This is a genomic window from Plantibacter auratus, assembly GCF_050587365.1.
Taxonomy (GTDB): Bacteria; Actinomycetota; Actinomycetes; order Actinomycetales; family Microbacteriaceae; genus Plantibacter; species Plantibacter auratus.
Genome location: NZ_JBOBFV010000001.1, coordinates 1,320,538 through 1,343,188 on the forward strand (window position 1 = coordinate 1,320,538; position 22,651 = coordinate 1,343,188).

The window sequence follows — 22,651 nt, forward strand, 5'->3', positions numbered from 1 at the left end:
AGGGAGTGGTGCGGAGACCGGTCGGTCATCCTGGGTGTTCGGCCGTCGGGGTCGACGGCGGTTCGTGGGGAGGGTGTCCCGGTGCCTGCGCGGCGAGTTCGCCGATGCGCAGCGGGGAGGCGATGGGCCGGCGGTCGCTCGAGACGCCGTCGATGAGGCCGCTGCCGCCGGATTCGGAGGCGACGCGGTGGAGGAGCTCCTCGACGGTGCGTCCGCACATGCGGCCCTGGCAGATCCCGAGCCCGGCACGCGTGCTGAGTTTGAGCGAGCGCAGGCCGGTCGCGCAGGTGGCGGTCGCCGTCGCTCGCAGGGAGCCGTAGTCGACCTCCTCGCAGCGGCAGATGGTGGTGTCGTCGTCGAGCCAGTCGCTCCAGCCGGCGCGGATGCCGTGGGCACGTTCGAGCCGGTCGGCGAAGGCGAGGAACGTGTCGCGTCGGCTCACGGCGGCGCGGATCCCGGAGGCACCGGGGAGGCCGCCGGCCGCAGCGTGTCCCGCGATCGCGCCCTCGGCGAGCGCGGCGTCGACACCCCCGATCCCGGTGATCTCCCCCGCCGCGAAGACGGTCGGGACGCTCGTGCGCTGCTCGGCGTCGACCTGGACGAACCGGGCTTCGGTGAGCGCGCAGCCGACCGCGACGGGCAGTTCGAGCCGCGGGGTGAACCCGTGACTGACGCACACGGCGTCCGCTTCGACCGTGCGCTCGGTGCCGGGGATCGGCGACCAGTCGGCGTCGACGGCGGCGATGGTCACGCGCTCGACCCGGTCGGCGCCGTGCGCGGCGACCACCGCGTGACCGACGCGGTACGGGATCCGGTGGCGGAGGTGGCCACCGACGTAACCGAGCAGTTCACCGGCCTTCCCGGTCACGCCGAGCAGCTGCCAGGGCTTGGGGAGCCAGCCCCTCGCGAGGCCGCCGACGGTCGTGGCCTCGTAGACCCCGAGCACGCGTGATCCGGTCGCGGTCAGGGACGCGGCCACCGGCAACAGGAACGGTCCGGCACCGGCCACGACCACCCGCTGACCGACGGTGACCCGCTCGCCCTTCGCGAGCGCCTGGGCGGCACCGGCCGAGAAGACGCCGGGGAGGTCCCAGCCGGGGAACGGCAGCGTGCGGTCGTGCGCGCCGGTCGCGAGGACGAGCGCGTCCGGCCGGAGGGTGAGGGGCGTGCGGTCGGTGCCGTCCGGCGGTCCGACGAGGACATGCAGGCGCAGGCCGGTCGCCCCGGAGGTGTCGTCGGACCCGTGGTCGGTGGCGGCGCGGTCGACGTCGATCGCCCAGACCTGCGCCTCGGTGATCACCGTGCAGGCGTCGTCGGCGTCGAGCGCCGCGCGCATGGAGACGAAGCGCTCGAAGCCGTGGTGCAGCGAGGCCTCTGCTTCCGACGGCCGGCTGGCCGGCAGGTGCCGCCAGTACTGACCGCCGAGCTCGTCCGAGGCGTCGAGCAGCGTGACGGCGGCGCCGAGCGCCCGGGCGGCGAGCGCGGCCTGGAGGCCGGCTGGCCCTGCGCCGACGACGACGACCTCACGCTGCCGGGCGCTCATGTCCGGTCCCCGAACGGGTCGTTCTCGGTCGTCGGTTCCGGGAGGGCGTCGTGCTGTGTCTCGATGCGGTCGCCGTCCGCGGCGCGACGCTGGCAGGCACGGACGTCCCGCTGGCCGTTCACCGTGACGATGCAGTCGAAGCAGACCCCGATGCCGCAGAAGACGCCGCGCGGCTTCCCGGACCCACTGGTGCGGCGCCAGGCGAGGACGCCGGAGCCCAACAGGACGCCGGCGATCGTCTGGCCGCGGAGTCCGTCGACGGGCGTCCCGTCGAGGTCGATGCGCAGCGCGTTCTCCGTGCCGGGCACGATGCGGTCCTCCGTCGCGGGCAGTCGTCTCGAGACCATCAGGCCACCTCCGCCGGCCGGTCGACGCGCAGGTGCGGGGCGAGGCCCGGGCGGTCGAGTTGGAACGGGGCGTCGTCGAGGTCGGCCGATCCGCCGAGCATGCGGGCGGCGATGAGCTCGGCCGTCGCGAGAGCCAGTCCGATGCCGGCGCCCTCGTGGCCCGTCGCGTGCCACAGGCCGTCGACGCGGTGGTCGGGGCCGATGACCGGGAGGTGGTCGGGCATGTACGGCCGGAAGCCGCCGTAGCTGCGCATGACCGAGGCGTCGCGGAGGAACGGGAAGAGGCGCAGCGACTTCGCCGCGACCTCGCGGAGCACGTCGACGTCGAGGCGCGCGTCGAACCCGATCTGCTGCCGGCTCGAGCCGATGAGGACCGTGCCCGCGGCGGTGGACTCGACGACGCTCGAGGTCTGGAGCGAGGCGTCGCTCGACTGCGTGGCCCCGAAGTAGTCGCCGTCGTAGACCTTGTGGTGCACGCGGTGCGGCATGCGGGTGGTGACGAGCACCATGCCGCGACGGGGACGGACCGGGACAGGTGCGCCGAGCAGGTCGCCGAGCTCGGCCGACCACGGTCCGGCGCAGACGAGGACCGCGTCGCCCGAGACGTCGCCCACGGAGGTCCTGACACCCGTGAGGCGTCCGGTCGCGCTCCGGACGCCGCCCGTCACGGTGACGCCGGTGCGCACGACAGCGCCCGCCCGCCGAGCCGAGGCGAGCAGGGCCTCCGTGGCGATGACGGGCTGGACCTGTGCGTCCTCGGGATAGTGGACGGCCGCCGTGGACGAGCGGGTGATCGACGGCTCCGCCGCGAGCAGCTCGTCCTCGGTGAGGGGGCTGGCGTCGACACCGGCCGCGCGCTGGGCGGCAGCGAAGTCGAGCAGGGGCTGCGCGCCGGCCTCGGTGGTGGCGACCACGATACCGCCCTTGCGCTCGAACTCGATGCTCGGGAAGGTCGGTCCCAGTTCGGCGCTGAGTTCGGCGGTGACGACGGGCCAGAGGCGTGAGGCATACCGCGCGAGGTCGAGTTCGGGGCCGGGCCCCTTGTCGGAGACGAGGAGGTTCCCCTCCCCCGAGCCGCTCGTGCCGCCGGCGGCCGCCGAACGGTCGAGCACGACGACCTCGGCACCGCGTCGGGCGAGGATCCGCGCGCAGGCCGCACCGACGATGCCGGCGCCGACGATGACGATGCGGGTCACGTGCGGTCCTCTCGGTCGGTGCAGGGAAGGGCTTTCAGTAATGTGTCACACATTCACTGAACAGGCAAGCGTGCACGATCGCGGATCCTGGTCGAGGTCCGCGCACGCACGCCAGGGGCTACTCGGCGTCGGATTCGGGCTTGCCGGCCCACCAGCCGGTGGTGTGCCCGATGTGTCGGTGCATGAGCTCGCGAGCGGCGACCCCGTCACCCCGCTCGAGGGCGTCGAAGAGTTCGTGGTGCTCCACGGCCGAGCGGTCGAGCTGCTGCGAATCGAGCATGGCGGCCAGTCCGACGAGCCGGGTACGTCCGCGGAGGTCCGCGACGAGCTCGACGAGCAGCGGGTTGCCGAGTTTCGCGGTGAGCGCGAGGTGGAACGCCTGGTCGGCTTCGAGGTACCGGGTCAGGTCGCCGTCGCGGGCACCGGCCACGATGTCGTCAGCCTGCTGCCGGAGCTCGGGCAGCGACCCGTGATCGAAGACCTCCGCCAGGTCCGCCATCGCGGGCGGCTCGAGGAGCTGGCGGATCTGCGCCGTGTTGCGGAGCGAGGCCTCGCTGACGACCGTGACGCGGAACCCCTTGTTCCGGACCGCCTCCACGAAGTCGCGCTTCTCGAGGTCGAGCATCGCTTCGCGGACGGGCGTCGCCGAGACGTTGAACTGCACCGCCAGCGTCGGTACCGAGATCATCGTCCCCGGCGCGAGCTCGCCCGAGATGATCGCCGCGGACACCGCCCGCTCCACCTGCGCCCGCAGGCTCAGCCGTTCCTCGGCCGGTCGGATCGCCGACATGCTCATCGCGACTCCCATCCTTCATCTCCCACCACGGTCCGCTCAGGTTACTGGGCGCGCATCCACGCTTCGATGCCCGACGCGTCGATGGGCAGCGCATCCGACAGCACCTCGGTGCCGTCGGCCGTCACGAGCAGGTCGTCCTCGAGCCGGACGCCGATGCCGCGCAGTTCCGGTGGAACCGTCTCGTCGAAGGCGTGGAAGTACAGCCCCGGCTCGACCGTGAGCACCATGCCGGGCGCCATCGAGCCGCCCTGGTAGGCCTCGTAGGAGGACTTGGCGCAGTCGTGGACATCGAGGCCGAGGTGGTGACCGATGCCGCACACGAGGTACCGCCGGTGCTGTTGCCCGACCGGGCTCAGAGCCTCGTCGACGGACACCGGCAGGAGGTCCCAGTCGTGGAGCCCCTGCGCGATGACCTCCATGGCCGCGTGGTGGAAGTCGGTGAAGTCGCGGCCCGGGCGTACGGCGGCCATCCCGGCGCGGTGGGACGCCTCGACGAGGTCGTGGACGCGACGCTGCTCCGGACTGAAGGTGCCCGAGACGGGGAAGGTGCGGGTCACGTCCGCCGTATAGAAGGCACGCGTCTCCACGCCCATGTCGAGCAGGATCGCGTCTTCGGGGCGGACCGGGCCGTCGCAGCGCACCCAGTGGAGCGTGGGTGCGTGCGCGCCGCTGCCGACGATGGTCGAGTAGCCGGGGCCGTTCCCCGTGGTGCGGGCGTGCCGGTCGAAGGTCCCCTGCAGCCAACGCTCACCCCCGCCGTCGACGGCCGTCGGCAGCTCCCGGATCACGGCGGAGAACCCGCCGACGGTCGCGTCGACCGCTCGCCGCAGCTCCGCGATCTCCCACTCGTCCTTGATCATGCGCAGTTCCGAAAGCACGCGGCCGAGTTCCGGCGCGACCGTCAGCGGCTCGAGCGAGCGATGCCGCGAGGTCAGGGTCCCCGCGAGGAGTGGTCGCTCGACGCCTCGGAGCGCGTCGGGCAGCGCGGCGAGCACCTCGACCCGGAGGTCGAGGACCGCCGACCAGTCGGCCGGCCCCGGCGCGGAGCCGACCCAGAGCTCACCGTGGTTGGCGTCGGCGAAGAACCCGGTCTCGCCCGGGTGCGCCGGTGCCGGGATGTACAACGTCGCGTCGTGACCGGCGCCGCTCGGACGCAGCACGAGGACCGCGTCCTCGGCGGAGCAGCCGGTGAGCCAGAAGAAGTCGCTGTCGGGGCGGAAGTCGTAGTTCGAGTCGTTGGCACGGACGGGCGCGCGTCCGGCGGCGACGACGAGTGTCCGCCCGACGAAGGCCTCGCTCAGCCGACGACGGTGCTCGGCTGCGGCCGCGGCGATCCCGGGCTCGACCGGCGGCGTGCGGTCGGGGGTGCCCCAGCCGGTGCCGAGGAACTCGCGGAACGCCGGCACCTCGGCCAGGCGGGGCAGCTTCGGGTCCGGGTTCGCCGGGCGCGGCATGGACGTGGCGGGTGCCTCCGTGGTGGCCGGCGCGAGGCCCGCCGTCTGCTCGGGTGCCTGCTGCTGCGTGTCGGTCATGCCTGCTCCTCATCCGCGCGACGGCCGCCGCGCTCGTCCACCATCGAGAACAGGCGGCGCACCACGGCGGCGTCCTGGATCCCGTCGTGCTCGTACTCGTTCGTGACCCATGCGGTCGCCCCGCCGACGGCGTCGACCGTCTCCAACTGCAGCTGCGCGTCCACGTACATGTCGTCGAAGTACACGGCCGCGGCGAGCGGCACCGTGCTCGCCTGCAGGACCGCGGGGTCGTACAGCGGGTCCCAGTCGGTCTTGGCCGCCAGTCGCTCCACTGCACCCTGGAAGGGCCGGAGCGAGCGGATCTCCTCGAACATCCAGGGATAGACCATCTCGCCCGTGAACAGCAGCGGCCTGGCCGTCTCGGCGAACGCCGGCCGTGCATCGCGCTCGGCCTGCGCCGCCCACGCGGTCGCCCCCGCGCCGGCGGCACCGTAGATGCTCTCCTGCAGGGCGATGAAGAGGGGGTTGTCGACGTAGGACGTCCTCCCCCAGACCTGCGCCAGGAAGGTGTCGCTCAGGCGGTCGCCGCTGTCGAACGCCTCGTCGAGCAGCCAGTGGAGGCGCTCGTAGCCGGGCTTCATCCCGAAGTCGATCCCGAGGTTCTGGAAGCGCCGCACGGTGAGTCGGTCGCCGTCCGGCAGGAGCACCTCCTCGGCGGCGAGTCGGTCGGCGATCCGCGCGACGGTGTCGACGTCCTGGGGGTACCGCTCGGCGAAGGCCCGGTTCTTGCGCTCGGTGCGCGGATAGGTGCGGCGGTACACCTCCGCCGCCGACGGGTGGATGCCCGCCAGACCGCCCGTGACGTAGCAGGCGGCCAGTCCCTCCGGGGCTCGCGAGAGGTAGGTGAGGGTCAGGAACCCGCCGTAGCTCTGACCGAGCGTCGACCAGCGACGGCCTCCGAAGACGGTGCGGCGCAGGTACTCGGCGTCGTCGACGATCGAGTCGGCCCGGAAGCGTTCCAGGTACTCGGCCTGTGCGGCAGCGTCACCGACGGCCGCGATGGACCGGCCGTCGATCCTGGTGCTCCGGCCGGTGCCGCGCTGGTCGAGCAGCACGAGCCGGAAGGTGCGGAGGGCCTCGGCGATCCAGCCGTCCCTGGACACCGGACGCGGGCCTTTGCCGCCCGGTCCGCCCTGGAGGAACACGAGGACCGGGAGCTGCTCGTCGCGACGCAGGGGGTCGACGAGTTCGCGGGCGAACACGCTGATCGTGCGGCCGTCGTCGGGCCGTCGCCAGTCGAGCGGGACGTCGACCGTGTGGTCGGTCACGTGGATCCCCGGCAGCAGGGAGGTGGTGGTGCGGTGGGTCATGCCTCTGTCCTTCCGGCGGCCGATCCGTGCGTCCGCTCCTGTTCGAGCATGGTGGCACGCGCGGCCTCCCAGCTCGGGTCGATCGTGGGCACGGCGGCGAGCAGGGTCTTCGTGTACTCGTCCTGCGGGTGGTCGAAGATCGCCTCGCGGTCACCCTGCTCGACCACCTTGCCCCGGTGCATGACGGCGACGTCGTGGGCGATCTGCCGCACGACGGCGAGGTCGTGCGCGATGAACAGGTAGCTCAGGCCGCGCTCGGCCTGCAGGTCTCGCAACAGGTCGATGATGCGTGCCTGCACCGACACGTCGAGCGCCGACACCGCCTCGTCGCAGATCACGAGCTTCGGGGAGACGGCGAGCGCCCGGGCGATCCCGATGCGCTGGGCCTGGCCGCCGGAGAACTGCCGCGGGTAGCGCTGGAGGTGGTCGGGGTTCAGGCCGACGCGGTCGAGCAGGTCGCGCACGAGGGCGCGCTTGCCCTGCTTCGGGGTGATCCCCTGGTAGTCGAGCGGAGCCGACACGATGCGCTCGACGGTGTGCCGGGGGTTCAGGGAGGAGAACGGGTCCTGGAAGACGACCTGCACCTTCGTCCGGAACGCGGCGAGCGCCGGCCCACGCGCGGCGGTGACGTCCTCACCGTCGAAGGTGATCGTGCCGGCGGTCGGTTCGATGAGCTTCGCGATCATCCGCGCGGTCGTCGACTTGCCGCTGCCCGACTCCCCGACGATGCCGAGCGTCTCGCCGGAGCGGACGGCGAACCCGACGTCGTCGACGGCGCGGAACTGGGTGGTGCGTGCGCGGAACGCCCCGTCACCCTTGGTCGTGAAGTCCTTCGTGAGCCCGGTGGCCTGCAGGAGCGCTGGTGCGTCGTTCATGCCTGTCCCTCTCCGGTCGTCGCGGGTGCCGTCGGGCGCTCGGTGAACGGGTCGTCGATCCGCGGAAGGGCGTCGAGCAGTGCGCGGGTGTACGGCGCCTGCGGCCGGGAGAAGATCTGCTCGGCGGCGCCCATCTCGACGGGGTCGCCGCCGCGCATGACGAGCACGTCGTCGGCGACCTGACTGACCACGGCGAGGTCGTGGGTGATGAAGATCATGCCGGTGCCGGTCTCCCGTTGCAGTTCGGAGAGGAGGTCGAGGATCTGCGCCTGGACGGTGACGTCGAGCGCCGTCGTCGGTTCGTCCGCGATGAGCAGGTCGGGTTCCAGGCAGAGCGCCATCGCGATCATGATGCGCTGCCGCATGCCGCCCGAGAACTGGTGCGGGTAGTGGTCGACGCGCCGGGAGGCGTCGGCGATGCGGACCCGTTCGAGGGCTTCGATCGTGACGGCCCTGGCGGCCTTCCGGGAACCGCCGCGATGGGCGCGGTACGCCTCCTCGATCTGCAGCCCGACCGTGTAGTACGGGTTGAGCGAGGAGAGCGGGTCCTGGAAGACCATCGCGATCCGATCGCCGCGCACTCGGCGCATCTCGCGGTCGCTGCGACCGACGAGCTCGTGTCCGCTCAGCCGGACGCTGCCGGTCGTGCGCCCGCCGTTCGGGAGCAGTCCCATGATCGCGAGCGAGGTCATGGACTTGCCGGAGCCGGACTCGCCCACGATGCCGAGGGTCTGGCCGTGCTGGACCGCGAACGACGCCTTCCGCACCACGTCGACGTCGCCGGAGGTGGTCGGGAAGGTGACCGTGAGGTCGTCGACCTCGAGCAGCGCCGCCCCGGGGACGGGCAGGGAGATGGTCCTGGTGACGGTGGGGCTCATGCGCTCTTCACTCTCACTCTCGGGTCGAGGAACGTGTACACGACGTCGACCACGACGTTGCCGATGACCACGAAGAACGCGGCCAGCAGGGTGACGCCCATGATGACGGGCTGGTCGTTCTTCGCGATCGAGTCGGCGGCGAGCTTGCCGACGCCGTTCAGTCCGAACACCGTCTCGGTGATGAGGGCGCCCCCGAGGAGGCCCGCGAAGTCCATGCCGAAGAGCGTGACGACGGGGGTGAGCGCCGGGCGCAGTGCGTGGCGGCGCAGGATGAGGGGCGCGGGCAGGCCCTTCGCCCGGGCGGTCCGCATGAAGTTCTCACCGAGGGTGTCGATGACATTCGCCCGGACGAGCCTCGCGTACATCGACGCGTACCCGAGGGCGAGCACGATCCACGGCATGAGGTAGTTCTGGAACCACCGGACCGGGTCCTCGGCGAAGGGCACGGCCTGCGGGAACGGCAGGATCTGCAATTGCACCACGAGGACGTACTGCAGGAGGAGCGCGAGGAAGTAGTTCGGCAGGCTGATGCCGGCGAGCGCGACCATCATCGCCCCACGGTCCCAGCCGGTCCCCTGCTTGACGGCGCTGAGCAGGCCACCGCTGACGCCGACGAGCAGCCAGAGGACCGCCGCACCGATCGCGACCGTCGCGGTCACGGGGAACCGCGCGGTGATCATGTCCATGACGGACTCGTTGGTCTGGAAGCTGAAGCCGAGGCACGGCGCCGCGCAGGAGACCGCCGAGGCGCCCTCCCCGTAGCTCCGGCCCATGACGATCCCACGGATGAACTCGAGGTACTGCTGCCAGAACGGCTGGTCGAGCCCGAGCTGCGCCCGGATCTGGTCGATGCGGTCGGGGGTGCAGGTCTTGCCGCAGATCTGCACCGCCGGGTCGGGCGACAGCAGGAAGAAGATGACGTAGGTGAAGAGGCTGATGAGCAGCAGGATGCCGATCGCCGACGCGATGCGGCGCAGGAGGTAGAGGGTCATGAGGCGGCGTCTCCCGAGTCGAGGGCCTTGCGCAGGCGGTCGCCGAGCACGGTGAAGGACAGCACCGTGAGGAACAGGAAGGTGCCGGGGATCAGGAAATACATCGGGTCGACCGCGTACCAGCCGACCGCGGTCGCGATCATCTGGCCCCAGCTCGGCGTGGGCGGGGTGACGCCGACACCGAGGAAGGAGAGGCCCGCCTCCGTGCCGATGTAACCGGGAACGGCGAGGGTGGCCAGGACGATGATGGTGCCGCGGAGGTTCGGCAGGATCTCGCGGAAGACGATGCGGATGCCCCCGGCGCCCGACGCACGCGCCGATTCGACGAACTCGCTCGTCCGCAGCGACATCGCCTGACCGCGCACCACCCGGGCGGTGTACGGCCAGCCGAAGAGGCTCAGCACGACGACGAGCAGGACCGGTCGGTTGCCGGCGGGCAGGGCCGACAGGAGCGCGATCATGAAGATGAGCGACGGGAACGCCATGAGGAAGTCCATGACGCGGGAGACGACCTGGTCGACCCACCCGCCGTAGAAGCCGGCGAGCATGCCGAGCACGACGCCGAGCACGGTCGTGACGATCGTCGCCGAGACGGCGATCGACAGCGACACCTGCGCACCGAAGGCGATGCGCGCGAAGATGTCGCGTCCGTTCCCGGGTTCGACCCCGAACCAGTGCTCGGCGGAGATCCCGCCGAGGTTGCCGATCGGCACGCCGCCGAGGTCGGAGTCCACGGCCGACTTGTCGAAGGTGTACGGACCCCAGCCGCTGATCGCGGTGATCAGCGGGGCGAGGATCGCGAGCAGCACGACGAGCACGATGAACGCGACGCTGAGCAGCACCGGTGGGCTGGAACGGAGGGTGGCGATCACCCGCCGCGCGGGGGTGGGCGCACCGACCGGCGCACCCACCTCCTCGGCGACGGTGGTCAGCTCACTGGGAACGGACGACGACATCTGCGGATACCGGCTTTCCGACTACTTGCCGGCCGAGGACAGGCCGACGGACACGTAGTCGATGCCACCGGAGTACCCGGCGTGCGAGTACGCACCGGCGACGTTGGCTCCGACGACCATGACCGTCTTCTCGAACAGCAGCGGCACCGTCGGCACGAGCTTCTGGATCTGCTCGTCGAGCGCGCCCCAAGCGGCGTTGGCCTCGTCGGTGTCGGTCATCGCGCGGATCTCGGCGATGCGCTCGTTGACGGCGGGGTCGTTCAGCTGCGCGATGTTCGAGTTGCCCTTCGGGAAGATCTGCGAGCCGTCGAAGAGCGGCGGCAGGAAGGTCGAGCCGGAGGCCCAGTCCGGGCACCAGCCGGTGATGGCGGCGTCGTTCTGCTGCGACGTCGTGCCGATGACCTCGTAGTAGGTCGAGGTGTCGATGAGGTTGAAGTTCACCGTGATGCCCGCCTTCGCGAGCGCCTGCTGCACCGCCTCGGCCTGCGCCTGCATCTTGGGCTGGCTGCGGATGTCGAGCGTGAAGGAGAAGCCGTCGGGCAGGCCCGCCTCGGCGAGGAGTTCCTTGGCCTTCTCCGGGTCACCGGCGTTGTCCTTGCTCGGGTAGAGGTCGAACTCGGTGTGGCCGGCGACGGTGGGCGGCAGCATGGTGGTCGCGATGTCCGCGAGCTGCGATCCGCCCGAGGCGTCCTTCACCGACTCGCGGTCGATGGCGTAGGCGATGGCCTGGCGGACCAGCGGGTTGTCCATGTTCGGCTTGGTCGTGTTCAGACCCATGTACGTGGTGCAGCCCTGGAGACCGGCGATGGTCCGAGCCTTGAGGGCCGGCGTCTGGATCCGGGAGATGGAGGCAGCCTGGACGGACCCGGCGATCGCGTTCGCGTCGTCACCCTGGCCGGCGATCATGCGCTCGTCGATGGTCGAGGCGTCGAGACCGAAGGTGAAGTCGAAGCCGTCCGGGTATGCCTTGCGGACGTCGTCCGTCTTCGGGTCCCACGAGTCGTTGCGGACGAGCTTCAGCTGCGAACCGCGCTCGTAGCTGTCGACCTTGTAGGGGCCGGAGGCGATCGGCATCTTGTCGAGGCTCGTCGTCGTCACCCGCTCGGTGTCGGCGGGGAAGGGCGTGAAGCTGTTCTGCCCGACGACGCTCGCGAAGTCGGCGAACGGCTCCTTGAGCGTGAAGACGATGGTCTGGTCGTCCGGCGTCTGGATGGACGGCAGGTCACCCGTGATGTATGGGCCCTCGTACGAGTCCGTGCCGGCGATCGTGAGGCGGGCGTAGGGCGATCCGACGGCGATGGCCGGGTCGAAGGAGCGCTCGACGCCGAACTTCACGTCCTTGCTCGTGATCGGCGTGCCGTCCTCGAACTTGAGGTCGTCCTTGAGCGTGAACGTCCACTGGAGGCCGTCGTCGCTCACCGTGCCGAGGTCGGTCGCGAGGTCGGGGACCATCTCGGTGCCCTTGGCGCCCTCGCCCGTCGACTGCGTCGTCAACGTGCGGTAGATGAGGCGGTAGAAGTTGTTCACGCCGCCATCGAAGCCCTGGACCGGGTCGAGGTGCGAGAAGTCCGCGTTCAGGAGGACGTCGACGGTGCCGCCCTTCACCGGGGTGCTGGACGGGCCGTCACCTCCCGAGCCCGAACCCGCGGAGGTACACCCCGCGAGGAGGAGGACGGCCGCCGCCGCGAGGGCGGGGATGGAGAATCGTTGCTTCATGACGCTCTGCTTTCGTGTCGATCGGGCGGGTCGCCCGCGGGTGGAGAGGGTGGAGCGGGGTCGGGGGACGGGAGGAGGTCAGTGGGCGCGGAACCAGACGCGCATGGCACCCGGTTCGCGGTTGCCCCAGAGGGCGTAGGGGATGAGGGTCGCGGTGGTCTGCGTCAGCGAGGCCGTCGTCTCGATGTCGGCGAGCGACGCCGCGGCCGGCTCGGCGTCGGGCGCACCGGACAGGACCGGGTAGAGCACGGCCGGAGCGGGGGCGTCGACCGTCGCCGGGACGAGGAGCGCGACGGCGTCGATCCCCTCCCGGTCCAGGATCCGACGGTGCTCGACGACCGCGCGACCCGCGTCGGCTCCGGAGAAGCGCAGGAGGTCGAGGTCCGCCGTCGTGTCCTGCTGCTCGGCGCAGGAGACGATCGGTCCGCGGACGAAGGCGATCGAGCCGCGGAGGGCGTCCACGGAGGGGTGCGCGCCGTGCGCCCGGACGGGCATCGGGAGGTCGAGCTTTACGGTGTCGCCCGCACGCCACCAGCGCCGGACGCGGATCCACCCGTCGACGGGTGCGAGCGGCGCGGTCGATCCGCCCACGCGGATGGAGCCGCCCACGACCCACGCGGGGATGCGGATGGCGAGCTCGACCTCGTCGTCGGCGGCGGTGTCCACCGTCACGGTGACCGCTCCGTCCCACGGATACGCGGTGTCGACGGTGACGGAGAGCCGTTCGGTCATGATCGACGCCGCGGTGAGGTGGGCCACTTCGACACCGGCGGGGGTCGACGTCGCGAGGTGATCCTGCAGCTCCGCGGTCCAGCGCACGATGTTCGGCGGGCAGCACGGGCAGCCGAACCAGCTCCGCCTGAGGAGTTCACCGTCCGCCTCCGCCCCCGACCGCTGGAGGTGGTCAGGGCGACGCTGCAGTGGGTTGTCGTAGAAGAAGGCCATGCCGTCCGCGGAGAGCCCGGCGGCGTAGGCGTTGTAGAGGACGGTCTCGACGGTGTCGAGGACGGCCGCCGACCCGGTCGCGAGGTACAGGCGCCAGCCCCACTGCATCACGGCGATCGCGGCACACGTCTCGCTGTAGGAGCGTTCGGACGGCAACTCGTAGCGGTCGCCGATCGCCTCGTCGGAGTGTCGACTCCCGAGGCCGCCCGTGAGGTAGAGCTTCGTCTCCACCATGTCGTCCCAGAGCCGCTGCAGCGACGCGAGCAGCTCCTGGTCGCCGCGTTCGAGGGCGACGTCGGTCGCTCCGGCGGCCAGGTACGCCATGCGGACGGCGTGGCCGGTCACGGAGTCGAGGTCGCGCAGAGGGGCCGAGTCCTGGAAGTACTCGGCGGGGAAGACCCGGAGCTCGACCGTGCCGTGACCACGTCGGTCGACGAACGCGGTCGCGAGCTCGAGGTAGGACGGCACGCCGGTCTCGCGGAACAGCTCGACCAGGGCCATCTCGACCTCGGGGTGCCCGCACACCTGCGGGTCGCCGTCCGGTCCGAACCGTTCGACCGCGAGGTCGGCGAACGCCCGGGCGACGATCAGCAGACGGTCGTCGCCGAGTCGACGCTTCGCGGCGACCGCCGCCTGGATGAGGTGCCCGAGGTTGTACAGCTCGTGGCCCCAGGCGAGGTCCTCCCAGGGTTCCTTCTCGATCTCCGGAGCCTGGAAGTAGGAGTTGAGGTAGCCGTCGTCGCGCTGCGCGGCTTCGATGACGCCGACGGCCTCCTCGTAGAAGTCGCGGACGTCGCCGGGTGCCGCCCCGACGACCTCGTCCTCGGCGAGCAGGTAGGCGAGGCCTTCGAGGGTCTTGAAGACGTCCGTGTCGAGGAACGGGTAGCGCCCGCGGAAGCGTGACGTGCCGTCCCCCGGGTCGGCGATCCGGGCGAGGTTGTCGAGGTTGCCGGCCAGGCGGAGCTGCTCGATCGAGTGCGGGACGGTGGCGTCCCGGTTCCGACGCTGCCACGCACCGAGTTCGCCGTCTCCCAGCGCGACCTGTCCGGCGCCCAGCGGGATGCGGACTCCTGCGATCGGTGCGACGGCGGCGTAACGGCCTCCCGCGTGCACCGCGGTGCTCGCTGCTCGGGCGTCTTCGTCGAAGCTCATGGGCGACAGGCCTTTCTGTACCGTGTGACACAGTACACGGATCCGGGTTTGTGGTGGGTGACACATTAATCACCTGTTCCAGCGGACTGTCAAGCGCCGACGACCGATTCCAGGAGATGGAAACACAGCCGTAACGCGCCACTCCCAGCAGACCCCTCGCCTGATGCGCTACGATGGAGGAACTTGCGTGCGATCGCGCCATCCGGTGCGGTACTCGCTTGCGTCGTAGAACGCTCCCTCTCTCCCCTGCACGGCACCCAGCGGTGCATGCCAGGGTCGATGACACTTCATACGGCGAACGGATGCGCGACCTGCGCCTTCGCCACCTCCCACCAGCGACGACGCCGACGGAAGCACGCCGTACCATCCACGTGAGTCATCAGGTGCGTGGTCACCCCGGCAGTGCCCGCTACCGCACACGAGTGCGCCGGCAGCCGTCATCGAAGCTCGTGGCCGTGCCTGAAAGAGACACACACCCATGACCGAAGCAACCATCACCTTCGACGCCCTCGGCGTCCCGGCACCACTCGTCGCCTCCCTCGCGAAGGACGGCAAGACGAGCGCGTTCCCCATCCAGATCGACACGCTCCCCGACACCCTCGGCGGACGCGACGTCCTCGGCCGCGGCAAGACCGGCTCCGGCAAGACCCTCGCCTTCAGCATCCCGATGGTCGCCCGTCTCGGCGGCGCCCTCGCCGGTGGCAAGCGCCGCCCGGGTCGCCCGCTCGGACTCGTCCTCGCACCGACGCGTGAGCTCGCCACCCAGATCGCGGCGGTCATGCAGCCGCTGGCCGACGCCTACTCGCTAAAGACCACCACGATCTTCGGCGGCGTCTCGCAGAAGCGTCAGGAAGAGGCGCTCCGCGCCGGCGTCGACATCGTCATCGCCTGCCCCGGCCGCCTCGAGGACCTCATGAAGCAGGGCTTCGTGAACCTCGACGCCGTGGAGATCACCGTCCTCGACGAGGCCGACCACATGGCCGACCTCGGCTTCCTGCCGGTCGTCACGCGCATTCTCGACAAGACGCCTCGCGGCGGCCAGCGTCTGCTGTTCTCCGCGACGCTCGACAACGGCGTGGACAAGCTCGTCCGCAAGTTCCTGCAGAACGAGGTGCTCCACTCCGTCGACGAGGCGAACTCGCCCGTCGCCGCGATGACGCACCACGTCTTCACGACCCCCTCGGTCGAGTCGAAGAAGGACCTCATCCAGGCCCTCGCCTCCGGCAGCGGCCGTCGCATCCTCTTCATGCGCACGAAGCACCACGCCAAGAAGCTCGCGAAGCAGCTCACCGACTCCGGCATCCCCGCGGTCGACCTGCACGGCAACCTCTCGCAGGTGGCCCGCGACCGCAACCTCGCGGCCTTCAGCGCCGGGACCGCCAAGGTCCTCGTCGCCACCGACGTCGCCGCCCGCGGTGTGCACGTCGACGACGTCGAGCTCGTCATCCACGTCGACCCGCCGACCGAGCACAAGGCGTACCTGCACCGCTCGGGCCGCACGGCTCGTGCGGGCAGCGCCGGTGACGTCGTCACCCTCGCGATCCCCGGCCAGATGGAGGACCTCAAGAAGCTCCTCCGCAAGGCTGAGATCAACGTCACCCCGCAGGCGGTCACCGCGACCTCCCCGGCGGTCCTCGAGCTCATCGGCGACGTCGCCGCCTACGTGAAGCCCGCGCCGCGTGCGGCCGTGCAGCAGCAGGGTGGTGGCGGCGGTGGTCGCTCGCAGGGTGCCAACGCGCAGCGCAAGCGCGCAGCCCGCGACGGCAACGGCCTCGGCAACGGTCACCGCGACCGCGACGGCGCCCGTGCCGGCGCGAGCCGCGACAGCGCTCCTCGCGAGGGCGGCCAGGGCGGCGGTCGTCGTGGCGGTCGTCCCGCCGGCGGCAACGGCGGTCAGGGCGGACAGCGCTCCGGCGCCGGTCGCTCGGGCGGTGCCCGTGCGGGTGCCGGTGCCGCCACCGGCGGCAGCCGCACGCACTACAGCACCGGCTACGCCGCGAACTCGGGTGCTCCCGCCGAGTCCTCGCGTCCCCGGACCAACCGACGCGCGTCCAGCGGCAACTAGCAGCGAACCGCTCGAACGAAGCGCCGTCCACCGCAGGGTGGGCGGCGCTTCGCCGTTCGCGGAGCCGCTCGATTTCGCGACACGGGGGCGCTCGGGATACGGTTCCACCATGAACGTCAACGCAGTCGTCCGCCCCGTCCGCGACGTCGACGCCGAGTCGCTGGGGCGTGTGCACGCCACGTGCTGGCACGAGACCTACGACCACCTCATCAGCTCGGCCACCCTCGCGAAGCTGTCACCACGCCGCATGGCCGAGCTGTGGACCCACTGGGCCGCGCAGGGTCCCGAGTACACGCACTTCGCAGCGCTCGTGGACGGCGAGATCGTCGGCTTCTCGGGTTCGGGCCCAGCCCGCGACGAGGACGCACCCCGTGAGCGCGAGCTGTACTTCATCTACCTGTTGGACGCGTTCCACGGGACCGGCATCGGTCAGCAGCTGTTCGACGCCGCCATCCCCGACGGTCAGCCGTCATTCCTGTGGGTCGCCGCGGACAATCCGCGCGCGCACCGCTTCTACCAGCGCAACGGGTTCGTCCTCGACGGTGGAGCCAAGACCGAGCCCTTCCTCGGCGAGATGATCGACGAGGTCCGCTACACCCGCTGACGCGCCCCGGCCCCTGAGCCGGTCCCCCGGTCCCTGAGCCCTTACCCGATCCCTGAGCCGCTCCCCCGGTCCGTGAGCCGCTCCCCCGGTCCCTGAGCCTGTCGAAGGGCAGGTCCCTGAGCCGCTCCCCCGGTCCCTGAGCCCGTACCCGGTCCCTGAGCTTGTCGAAGGGCTAGCGCAGCCGTCCGACGGAGGCGAGGGCCGCGCGGAGGAGCGTGCCGCGGCCGCCCTCCATCTCCGCGGCGATGGCGTCGGAGGACGCCGCCTCGGGTGTCATCCACGTGAGTTCGAGCGCGTCCTGGCGTGGTTCGCAGGTGCCGGTCACCGGGACGACGTACGCCAGGGCGACGGCGTGCTGGCGGTCGTCCGAGTACGGCGACAGGCCCGGCAACGGGAAGTACTCGGCCACCTGGAACGGCACGGGCGACGCGGGGAGCAGCGGGAACGCCATCGGACCGAGGTCCTTCTCCAGGTGGCGGAAGAGCGCGTCGCGAATCGTCTCGCCGTACATGACGCGACCGGAGACGAGCGTGCGCGTCATCTCGCCGAGCGCCGTGGCCCGGAGCAGGACGCCCACCTCGGTGACGACGCCGAAGCCGTCGACGCGGACCGGCACGGCCTCGACGTACAGCAGCGGGAGCCGGCGGCGGATCTCCTCGAGTTCGACGTCCGACAGCCAGCCCGGATTGGAATTGCCGGGGAGATCGGGTTCCGGGTTGGGATCAGGGGTACGAACGCTCATAGCTCCTTCATACCGTATGGAGCCGAGCGGCGATCCAGGCGGGCGGCGGTTCGACCGGACACCGCGCCCGACGCGCGGCGGGATCATACGGGGCCACGTGACCGCGCGCGACGCCGGTCGCGGTGTCGGTGGGGTGCAGGATGATGGAACCCATGACCGAGGTGCTCGAGCGCTTCTCCCCCGCGACGCGCGACTGGTTCGAGGGGGCCTTCGTCGCGCCCACGCCGGCGCAGGCGGGTGCCTGGGACGCGATCTCCCGCGGCGCCAACGCACTCGTCGTCGCGCCGACCGGTTCGGGCAAGACCCTGTCCGCGTTCCTCTGGTCGATCGACCGCCTGCTCTCCGAGGCCATCGCCGAGCACGCCGTGCGGCCACGCACCGGCGTCCCGCTCACCGGGCTCGAGGCCGACGAGGCGGAGGCCGCCGCCGCCCAGCGCGAGCGCTCCCGCGGCACCCGCGTCCTCTACATCTCACCGCTGAAGGCCCTCGGCGTCGACGTCGAGCGCAACCTCCGCACGCCGCTCGTCGGCATCGCCCAGGCGGCGCGCCGCCTCGGCACCGAGCCGCCCACCATCAGCGTCGGCGTCCGCTCGGGCGACACCCCGTCCGCCGACCGCCGGGCGATGGCCAAAGAGCCACCGGACATCCTCATCACCACCCCCGAGTCGCTCTTCCTCATGCTCACGAGCGCGGCGCGGGAGACCCTCCGCACGGTCGACACCGTCATCATCGACGAGATCCACGCCGTCGCCTCGACGAAGCGCGGCGCGCACCTCGCGGTGTCGCTCGAGCGGCTCGACGCCATGCTCGAGAAGCCGGTGCAGCGCATCGGGCTCTCCGCCACGGTGCGCCCTGCCGAGGAGGTCGCGCGGTTCCTCGGAGGCCGCGCACCGGTCGAGATCGTGGCCCCGCCGGCCGCGAAGACCTTCGACCTGCACGTGGTCGTCCCGGTCGACGACATGACCGACCCCGACGCCGGCATGCGGACACCCGGCGAGGCCGACGACGACGGCAGTGGCGGCGGGTTCACCGGGTACACCCCGAACAGCGACGGCGGCGGCGAAGACCGCGTCGGCAGCATCTGGCCGCACGTCGAGGAGGCGATCGTCGACCGCGTGCTCGCGCACCGCTCCACCATCGTGTTCGCCAACTCCCGTCGGCTGGCGGAGCGGCTCACGGCCCGGCTCAACGAGATCAACGAGGCCCGACTCAGCGAAACCACCCTCACGACCCCCGGTGCCGGGCGTCCACCGGCGCAGCTCATGGCCCAGAGCGGCCAGACCCGCGGATCGACGAGCGTCGCGGCCGCAGCCGCCCGGCCGGCCACCGAGGAGAGCGACGACGACATCCCCCTCCTCGCGCGCGCCCACCACGGATCCGTCTCCAAGGAGCAGCGTGCGGGCATCGAGGAGGACCTCAAGTCCGGACGTCTGCGCTGCGTGGTCGCGACCTCGAGCCTCGAGCTCGGCATCGACATGGGCGAGGTCGACCTCGTCATCCAGGTGGAGTCCCCGCCGAGCGTCGCGAGCGGACTGCAGCGGGTCGGCCGCGCCGGCCACCAGGTGGGCGAGGTCTCCCGAGGCGTCCTGTTCCCGAAGCACCGCGCCGACCTCATCAGCACCACGGTCGCGACCGAGCGGATGGAGGCCGGGCTCATCGAGGCGATCGAGGTCCCCTCGAACCCGCTCGACATCCTCGCGCAGCAGACGGTCGCGGCGGTCGCGCTCGACGAACTCGGCGTGGAGGACTGGTTCGAGACGGTCAAGCGCAGTGCCCCGTTCGCCTCCCTGCCCCGCTCGGCCTTCGAGGCGACGCTCGACCTCCTGGCCGGACGCTACCCCTCCGACGCCTTCGCCGAGCTGCGTCCGCGCATCGTCTGGGATCGCGACGCGGGGGTCCTGACCGGTCGGCCGGGAGCGCAGCGCCTCGCCGTCACGAGCGGCGGCACCATCCCCGACCGCGGGCTCTTCGGCGTGTTCATGGTCGGCGAGTCGGGCGCCGGCGCGCGCGTCGGTGAGCTCGACGAGGAGATGGTCTACGAGTCCCGCGTCGGCGACGTCTTCGCCCTCGGCGCCACGAGCTGGCGCATCCAGGAGATCACCCACGACCGCGTGCTCGTGACCCCGGCGTTCGGCCAGCCGGGGCGACTGCCGTTCTGGAAGGGCGACGGCATCGGTCGCCCGGCCGAGCTCGGTCGCGCCATCGGCGCCTTCGTGCGCGAGCTCGACACCACCGGCACGGGCTCCACCCCACGTCTCGAAGCAGCCGGCCTCGACGAGCGGGCCATCAGCAACCTCGTCGCCTACGTCCGCGAGCAGCGCGAGGCGACGGGTGTCGTCCCCAACGACACGACCCTCGTCGTCGAACGTTCACGCGACGAACTCGGCGACTGGCGGGTCATCCTCCACTCCCCCTACGGACTCCGTGTGCACGCCCCCTGGGCGCTCGCGGTCGGCGCCCGGGTGCAGGAGCGCCTCGGGGTCGACGGCTCGGCGGTGGCGAGCGACGACGGCATCATCGTCCGCCTGCCCGACACCGAGAGCGAGCCGCCGGGAGCCGAGCTCTTCGTCTTCGAACCGGAGGAGCTCGACGCCCTCGTCACGCAGGAGGTCGGCGGCTCGGCACTGTTCGCCTCACGGTTCCGCGAGTGCGCCGCCCGTGCCCTGCTGCTCCCGAACTACTCGCCGCAGAAACGCTCGCCGCTCTGGCAGCAGCGCCAGCGCTCGGCGCAGCTCCTCGAGGTCGCGAAGCAGTACCCGACGTTCCCGATCATCCTCGAGACGCTCCGCGAGTGTCTGCAGGACGTCTACGATCTCCCGGCCCTCGACCACCTCGCTCGAGAGCTGCAGTCGCGCGCGATCCGCATCGTCGAGACCACCACGGATCAGCCCTCGCCCTACGCCCGCTCGCTGCTGTTCGGCTACGTCGGCGCGTTCATGTACGAGGGCGACAGCCCCTTGGCCGAGCGTCGGGCCGCGGCGCTCGCGGTCGACAGCACCATGCTCGGCGAACTCCTCGGTCGGGTGGAACTCCGTGAACTCCTCGACCCCGGCGTCATCGAGCAGACCGCGCTCGAGCTGCAGCGTCTCGACCCCGAGCGTCGACTCAAGGGGGTCGAGGGCGTCGCCGACGCGCTGCGGATGCTCGGCCCGCTCACCATCGACGAGATCGCGGCCCGGACGACCTTCGACGGCGTCACCGTCTCCGCCGACGGCGAGGCGAGTCGTGGCGACGACCCGCAAGCCTGGGCCCCCGATCCGGCTCGCTCGGCGGCCGCCGTCGCCGAACTCGAACGCTCGAAGCGCGTCATCCGCGTCCCGATCGCCGGCGAGGAGCGCTTCGCCGCGATCGAGGATGCAGGCCGACTCCGCGACGCACTCGGCACCCCGCTGCCCATCGGCGTACCGGTCGCGTTCACCGAGCCGGTCGCCGATCCGTTGGGCGACCTCCTCGCCCGCCACGCGCGCACGCACGGGCCGTTCACGACCGGGCAGACGGCCAGGCGCTTCGGTCTCGGGACCGCGGTGGTCCAGCACACGCTCGCCCGGCTGGCCGACGCCGGCCGCGTGGTCAAGGGCGAGTTCCTCCCCGCCGGCCGGCAGCAGGTGGGCGAGGACGACGACGCCGACCGCAGCCCCACCGATGCGACGGAGTGGTGCGACGCCGGCGTGCTGCGCAAGCTCCGCATCCGTTCGCTCGCCGCGCTGCGGCACGAAGTCGAGCCGGTCGAGCAGCAGGCGTTCGCCCGGTTCCTGCCGGTGTGGCAGCACCTCGGCGGGACGCTCCGCGGCGTCGACGGCGTCGCGACGGTCATCGACCAGCTCGCCGGCGCGCCCATCCCGGCGTCGGCCTGGGAGTCGCTCATCCTGCCCTCGCGCGTCGCCGACTACAGTCCCGCCATGCTCGACGAACTCACCGCGACGGGCGAGGTCGTGTGGTCGGGTAGCGGTTCGATCCCCGGCAACGACGGCTGGGTCGCGCTCCACCTCGCCGACACGGCGCCCCTCACGTTGCCCCTCGCTCCGACGCCGCACACCCCGGACGCCCTGCAGACCGAACTGCTCGCGACGCTCGGCGGGGGCGGCGCGTACTTCTTCCGGCAGCTCGCGGAGTCGGTCGGCTCGACGGACGACAAGCTCCTCGTCGACGCCCTCTGGGAGCTCGTGTGGGCCGGGCTCGTCACCAACGACACCTTCTCGCCGCTCCGCACGCTCGTCGGTTCCGGCTCGGGGAACTCAGCGCACCGTGTGCAACGGCAGACCCCGCGCTCGAAGCTGTACCGCGGGCGCAACCTGCAGCGTCCCTCGATGTCGACGCGCGCGAGCCAGACCCTCGGCGGCCGGTGGTCGATCCTGCCGCTGGCCGAGCAGGACGCCACCATCCGAGCCGTCGCCACGGGCGAGACCCTGCTCGAGCGGTACGGCGTCGTGACGCGCGGGTCCGTCGTCGCGGAGGGCGTGACTGGCGGCTTCGCCCTCGCCTACCGCGTGCTGAAGCAGTTCGAGGAGAACGGTCGCTGCCGTCGCGGATACTTCGTGGAACGCCTCGGCGGGGCGCAGTTCGCCTCCTCCGGCACCGTCGACCGCCTGCGCGGGTTCATCCGGACCGACGACGAGCCACCGCTCGACGCCGTCACCCTCGCCGCGACCGACCCTGCGAACCCCTACGGCGCCGCCCTCGGTTGGCCGGGCCAGGAGGTCACCGGGGTGAAGCACCGGCCGGGGCGGAAGGCGGGTGCGCTCGTCGTCCTCGTCGACGGAGCGCCGGTCTACTACCTGGAACGCGGTGGCAAGACGGCCCTCGTCTTCTCGGAGGACGACGACCAGCTCCGCGCCGGGGCGCGTTCCCTGGCGTCCACGGTGCGCGCTGGTCGCATCGAGAAGCTCGGCATCGAGCAGGTCAACGGCGCCTTCGTGCTCGGCACCCCGACGGGCCACGCCCTCCGCGACGCCGGATTCGTCGAGACGCCGCGTGGATTGCGGCTCCGGCGTGGGTGAACCGG

At 71.5% G+C, this 22,651-nt stretch carries 16 protein-coding genes; 3 read left to right on the forward strand and 13 right to left on the reverse strand.

Going from position 1 to position 22,651, the window contains the following annotated elements:
• Nucleotides 1–25: 25 nt before the first annotated feature.
• From ACQ3HE_RS06180 to ACQ3HE_RS06235, 12 genes are all read right to left on the reverse strand, one after another.
• Complete coding sequence (locus ACQ3HE_RS06180) at nucleotides 26–1,543, reverse strand: FAD-dependent oxidoreductase (RefSeq protein WP_430891695.1); 1,518 nt, start codon at nucleotides 1,541–1,543, stop codon at nucleotides 26–28.
• A complete protein-coding gene (locus ACQ3HE_RS06185; protein ID WP_430891696.1) occupies nucleotides 1,540–1,890 on the reverse strand; it encodes a (2Fe-2S)-binding protein in 351 nt (116 codons plus the stop codon). Before ACQ3HE_RS06185 ends, ACQ3HE_RS06180 begins: the two co-directional genes overlap by 4 nt.
• Complete coding sequence (locus ACQ3HE_RS06190) at nucleotides 1,890–3,086, reverse strand: NAD(P)/FAD-dependent oxidoreductase (protein ID WP_430891697.1); 1,197 nt, start codon at nucleotides 3,084–3,086, stop codon at nucleotides 1,890–1,892. Before ACQ3HE_RS06190 ends, ACQ3HE_RS06185 begins: the two co-directional genes overlap by 1 nt.
• A 118-nt stretch (nucleotides 3,087–3,204) precedes the next feature.
• A complete protein-coding gene (locus ACQ3HE_RS06195) occupies nucleotides 3,205–3,882 on the reverse strand; it encodes a GntR family transcriptional regulator (protein WP_430891698.1) in 678 nt (225 codons plus the stop codon).
• A 41-nt stretch (nucleotides 3,883–3,923) separates the two neighbouring features.
• Nucleotides 3,924–5,414 carry an aminopeptidase P family protein gene (locus ACQ3HE_RS06200; RefSeq protein ID WP_430891699.1) on the reverse strand — a complete coding sequence of 497 codons (1,491 nt, stop codon included), beginning with the start codon at nucleotides 5,412–5,414 and terminating at the stop codon, nucleotides 3,924–3,926.
• Complete coding sequence (locus ACQ3HE_RS06205) at nucleotides 5,411–6,724, reverse strand: alpha/beta fold hydrolase (RefSeq protein ID WP_430891700.1); 1,314 nt, start codon at nucleotides 6,722–6,724, stop codon at nucleotides 5,411–5,413. The genes ACQ3HE_RS06200 and ACQ3HE_RS06205 overlap by 4 nt, the downstream gene beginning before the upstream one ends.
• The gene (locus tag ACQ3HE_RS06210) at nucleotides 6,721–7,599 is read right to left on the reverse strand and encodes an ABC transporter ATP-binding protein (protein ID WP_430891701.1); all 879 of its coding nucleotides are present in this window, start codon (nucleotides 7,597–7,599) and stop codon (nucleotides 6,721–6,723) included. Before ACQ3HE_RS06210 ends, ACQ3HE_RS06205 begins: the two co-directional genes overlap by 4 nt.
• Nucleotides 7,596–8,477, reverse strand: a complete 882-nt coding sequence (locus tag ACQ3HE_RS06215) for an ABC transporter ATP-binding protein (protein WP_430891702.1) — start codon at nucleotides 8,475–8,477, stop codon at nucleotides 7,596–7,598. Before ACQ3HE_RS06215 ends, ACQ3HE_RS06210 begins: the two co-directional genes overlap by 4 nt.
• Nucleotides 8,474–9,469: an ABC transporter permease gene (locus tag ACQ3HE_RS06220; protein WP_079705218.1), complete on the reverse strand. Its 996-nt coding sequence runs from the start codon at nucleotides 9,467–9,469 to the stop codon at nucleotides 8,474–8,476. Before ACQ3HE_RS06220 ends, ACQ3HE_RS06215 begins: the two co-directional genes overlap by 4 nt.
• Nucleotides 9,466–10,401: an ABC transporter permease gene (locus tag ACQ3HE_RS06225; RefSeq protein WP_064294392.1), complete on the reverse strand. Its 936-nt coding sequence runs from the start codon at nucleotides 10,399–10,401 to the stop codon at nucleotides 9,466–9,468. Before ACQ3HE_RS06225 ends, ACQ3HE_RS06220 begins: the two co-directional genes overlap by 4 nt.
• A 45-nt stretch (nucleotides 10,402–10,446) precedes the next feature.
• Nucleotides 10,447–12,141: an ABC transporter substrate-binding protein gene (locus ACQ3HE_RS06230; RefSeq protein WP_079705216.1), complete on the reverse strand. Its 1,695-nt coding sequence runs from the start codon at nucleotides 12,139–12,141 to the stop codon at nucleotides 10,447–10,449.
• A 78-nt stretch (nucleotides 12,142–12,219) separates the two neighbouring features.
• Nucleotides 12,220–14,238, reverse strand: coding sequence for a glycoside hydrolase family 127 protein (locus ACQ3HE_RS06235; protein ID WP_430891703.1), 2,019 nt, complete (start codon nucleotides 14,236–14,238; stop codon nucleotides 12,220–12,222).
• 478 nt (nucleotides 14,239–14,716) lie between these two features.
• On the opposite strand from ACQ3HE_RS06235, the gene ACQ3HE_RS06240 reads away from it, so the two are divergent.
• On the forward strand, nucleotides 14,717–16,303 hold the full coding sequence (locus ACQ3HE_RS06240; RefSeq protein WP_430891704.1) for a DEAD/DEAH box helicase: 1,587 nt from the start codon (nucleotides 14,717–14,719) through the stop codon (nucleotides 16,301–16,303).
• Nucleotides 16,304–16,412: 109 nt separating this feature from the next.
• The gene (locus tag ACQ3HE_RS06245) at nucleotides 16,413–16,907 is read left to right on the forward strand and encodes a GNAT family N-acetyltransferase (protein ID WP_430891705.1); all 495 of its coding nucleotides are present in this window, start codon (nucleotides 16,413–16,415) and stop codon (nucleotides 16,905–16,907) included.
• 172 nt (nucleotides 16,908–17,079) lie between these two features.
• On the opposite strand, the gene ACQ3HE_RS06250 is transcribed toward ACQ3HE_RS06245, so the two are convergent.
• Nucleotides 17,080–17,649 carry an NUDIX hydrolase family protein gene (locus tag ACQ3HE_RS06250; RefSeq protein WP_064294286.1) on the reverse strand — a complete coding sequence of 190 codons (570 nt, stop codon included), beginning with the start codon at nucleotides 17,647–17,649 and terminating at the stop codon, nucleotides 17,080–17,082.
• 152 nt (nucleotides 17,650–17,801) lie between these two features.
• Here ACQ3HE_RS06250 and ACQ3HE_RS06255 point away from each other — a divergent pair, with 152 nt between their 5' ends.
• Nucleotides 17,802–22,646: an ATP-dependent helicase gene (locus ACQ3HE_RS06255; RefSeq protein ID WP_430891706.1), complete on the forward strand. Its 4,845-nt coding sequence runs from the start codon at nucleotides 17,802–17,804 to the stop codon at nucleotides 22,644–22,646.
• The last annotated feature ends 5 nt before the right edge of the window (nucleotides 22,647–22,651 follow it).

What these genes read in the sequence shown, in the direction of transcription:
- ACQ3HE_RS06180 (WP_430891695.1), bottom strand. Translation starts at nt 1,543, where the DNA reads ATGAGCGCCCGGCAGCGTGAGGTCGTCGTCGTCGGCGCAGGGCCAGCC.
- ACQ3HE_RS06185 (WP_430891696.1), bottom strand. Translation starts at nt 1,890, where the DNA reads ATGGTCTCGAGACGACTGCCCGCGACGGAGGACCGCATCGTGCCCGGC.
- ACQ3HE_RS06195 (WP_430891698.1), bottom strand. Translation starts at nt 3,882, where the DNA reads ATGAGCATGTCGGCGATCCGACCGGCCGAGGAACGGCTGAGCCTGCGG.
- ACQ3HE_RS06200 (WP_430891699.1), bottom strand. Translation starts at nt 5,414, where the DNA reads ATGACCGACACGCAGCAGCAGGCACCCGAGCAGACGGCGGGCCTCGCG.
- ACQ3HE_RS06205 (WP_430891700.1), bottom strand. Translation starts at nt 6,724, where the DNA reads ATGACCCACCGCACCACCACCTCCCTGCTGCCGGGGATCCACGTGACC.
- ACQ3HE_RS06210 (WP_430891701.1), bottom strand. Translation starts at nt 7,599, where the DNA reads ATGAACGACGCACCAGCGCTCCTGCAGGCCACCGGGCTCACGAAGGAC.
- ACQ3HE_RS06215 (WP_430891702.1), bottom strand. Translation starts at nt 8,477, where the DNA reads ATGAGCCCCACCGTCACCAGGACCATCTCCCTGCCCGTCCCCGGGGCG.
- ACQ3HE_RS06220 (WP_079705218.1), bottom strand. Translation starts at nt 9,469, where the DNA reads ATGACCCTCTACCTCCTGCGCCGCATCGCGTCGGCGATCGGCATCCTG.
- ACQ3HE_RS06230 (WP_079705216.1), bottom strand. Translation starts at nt 12,141, where the DNA reads ATGAAGCAACGATTCTCCATCCCCGCCCTCGCGGCGGCGGCCGTCCTC.
- ACQ3HE_RS06235 (WP_430891703.1), bottom strand. Translation starts at nt 14,238, where the DNA reads ATGAGCTTCGACGAAGACGCCCGAGCAGCGAGCACCGCGGTGCACGCG.
- ACQ3HE_RS06240 (WP_430891704.1), top strand. Translation starts at nt 14,717, where the DNA reads ATGACCGAAGCAACCATCACCTTCGACGCCCTCGGCGTCCCGGCACCA.
- ACQ3HE_RS06245 (WP_430891705.1), top strand. Translation starts at nt 16,413, where the DNA reads ATGAACGTCAACGCAGTCGTCCGCCCCGTCCGCGACGTCGACGCCGAG.
- ACQ3HE_RS06250 (WP_064294286.1), bottom strand. Translation starts at nt 17,649, where the DNA reads ATGAGCGTTCGTACCCCTGATCCCAACCCGGAACCCGATCTCCCCGGC.
- ACQ3HE_RS06255 (WP_430891706.1), top strand. Translation starts at nt 17,802, where the DNA reads ATGACCGAGGTGCTCGAGCGCTTCTCCCCCGCGACGCGCGACTGGTTC.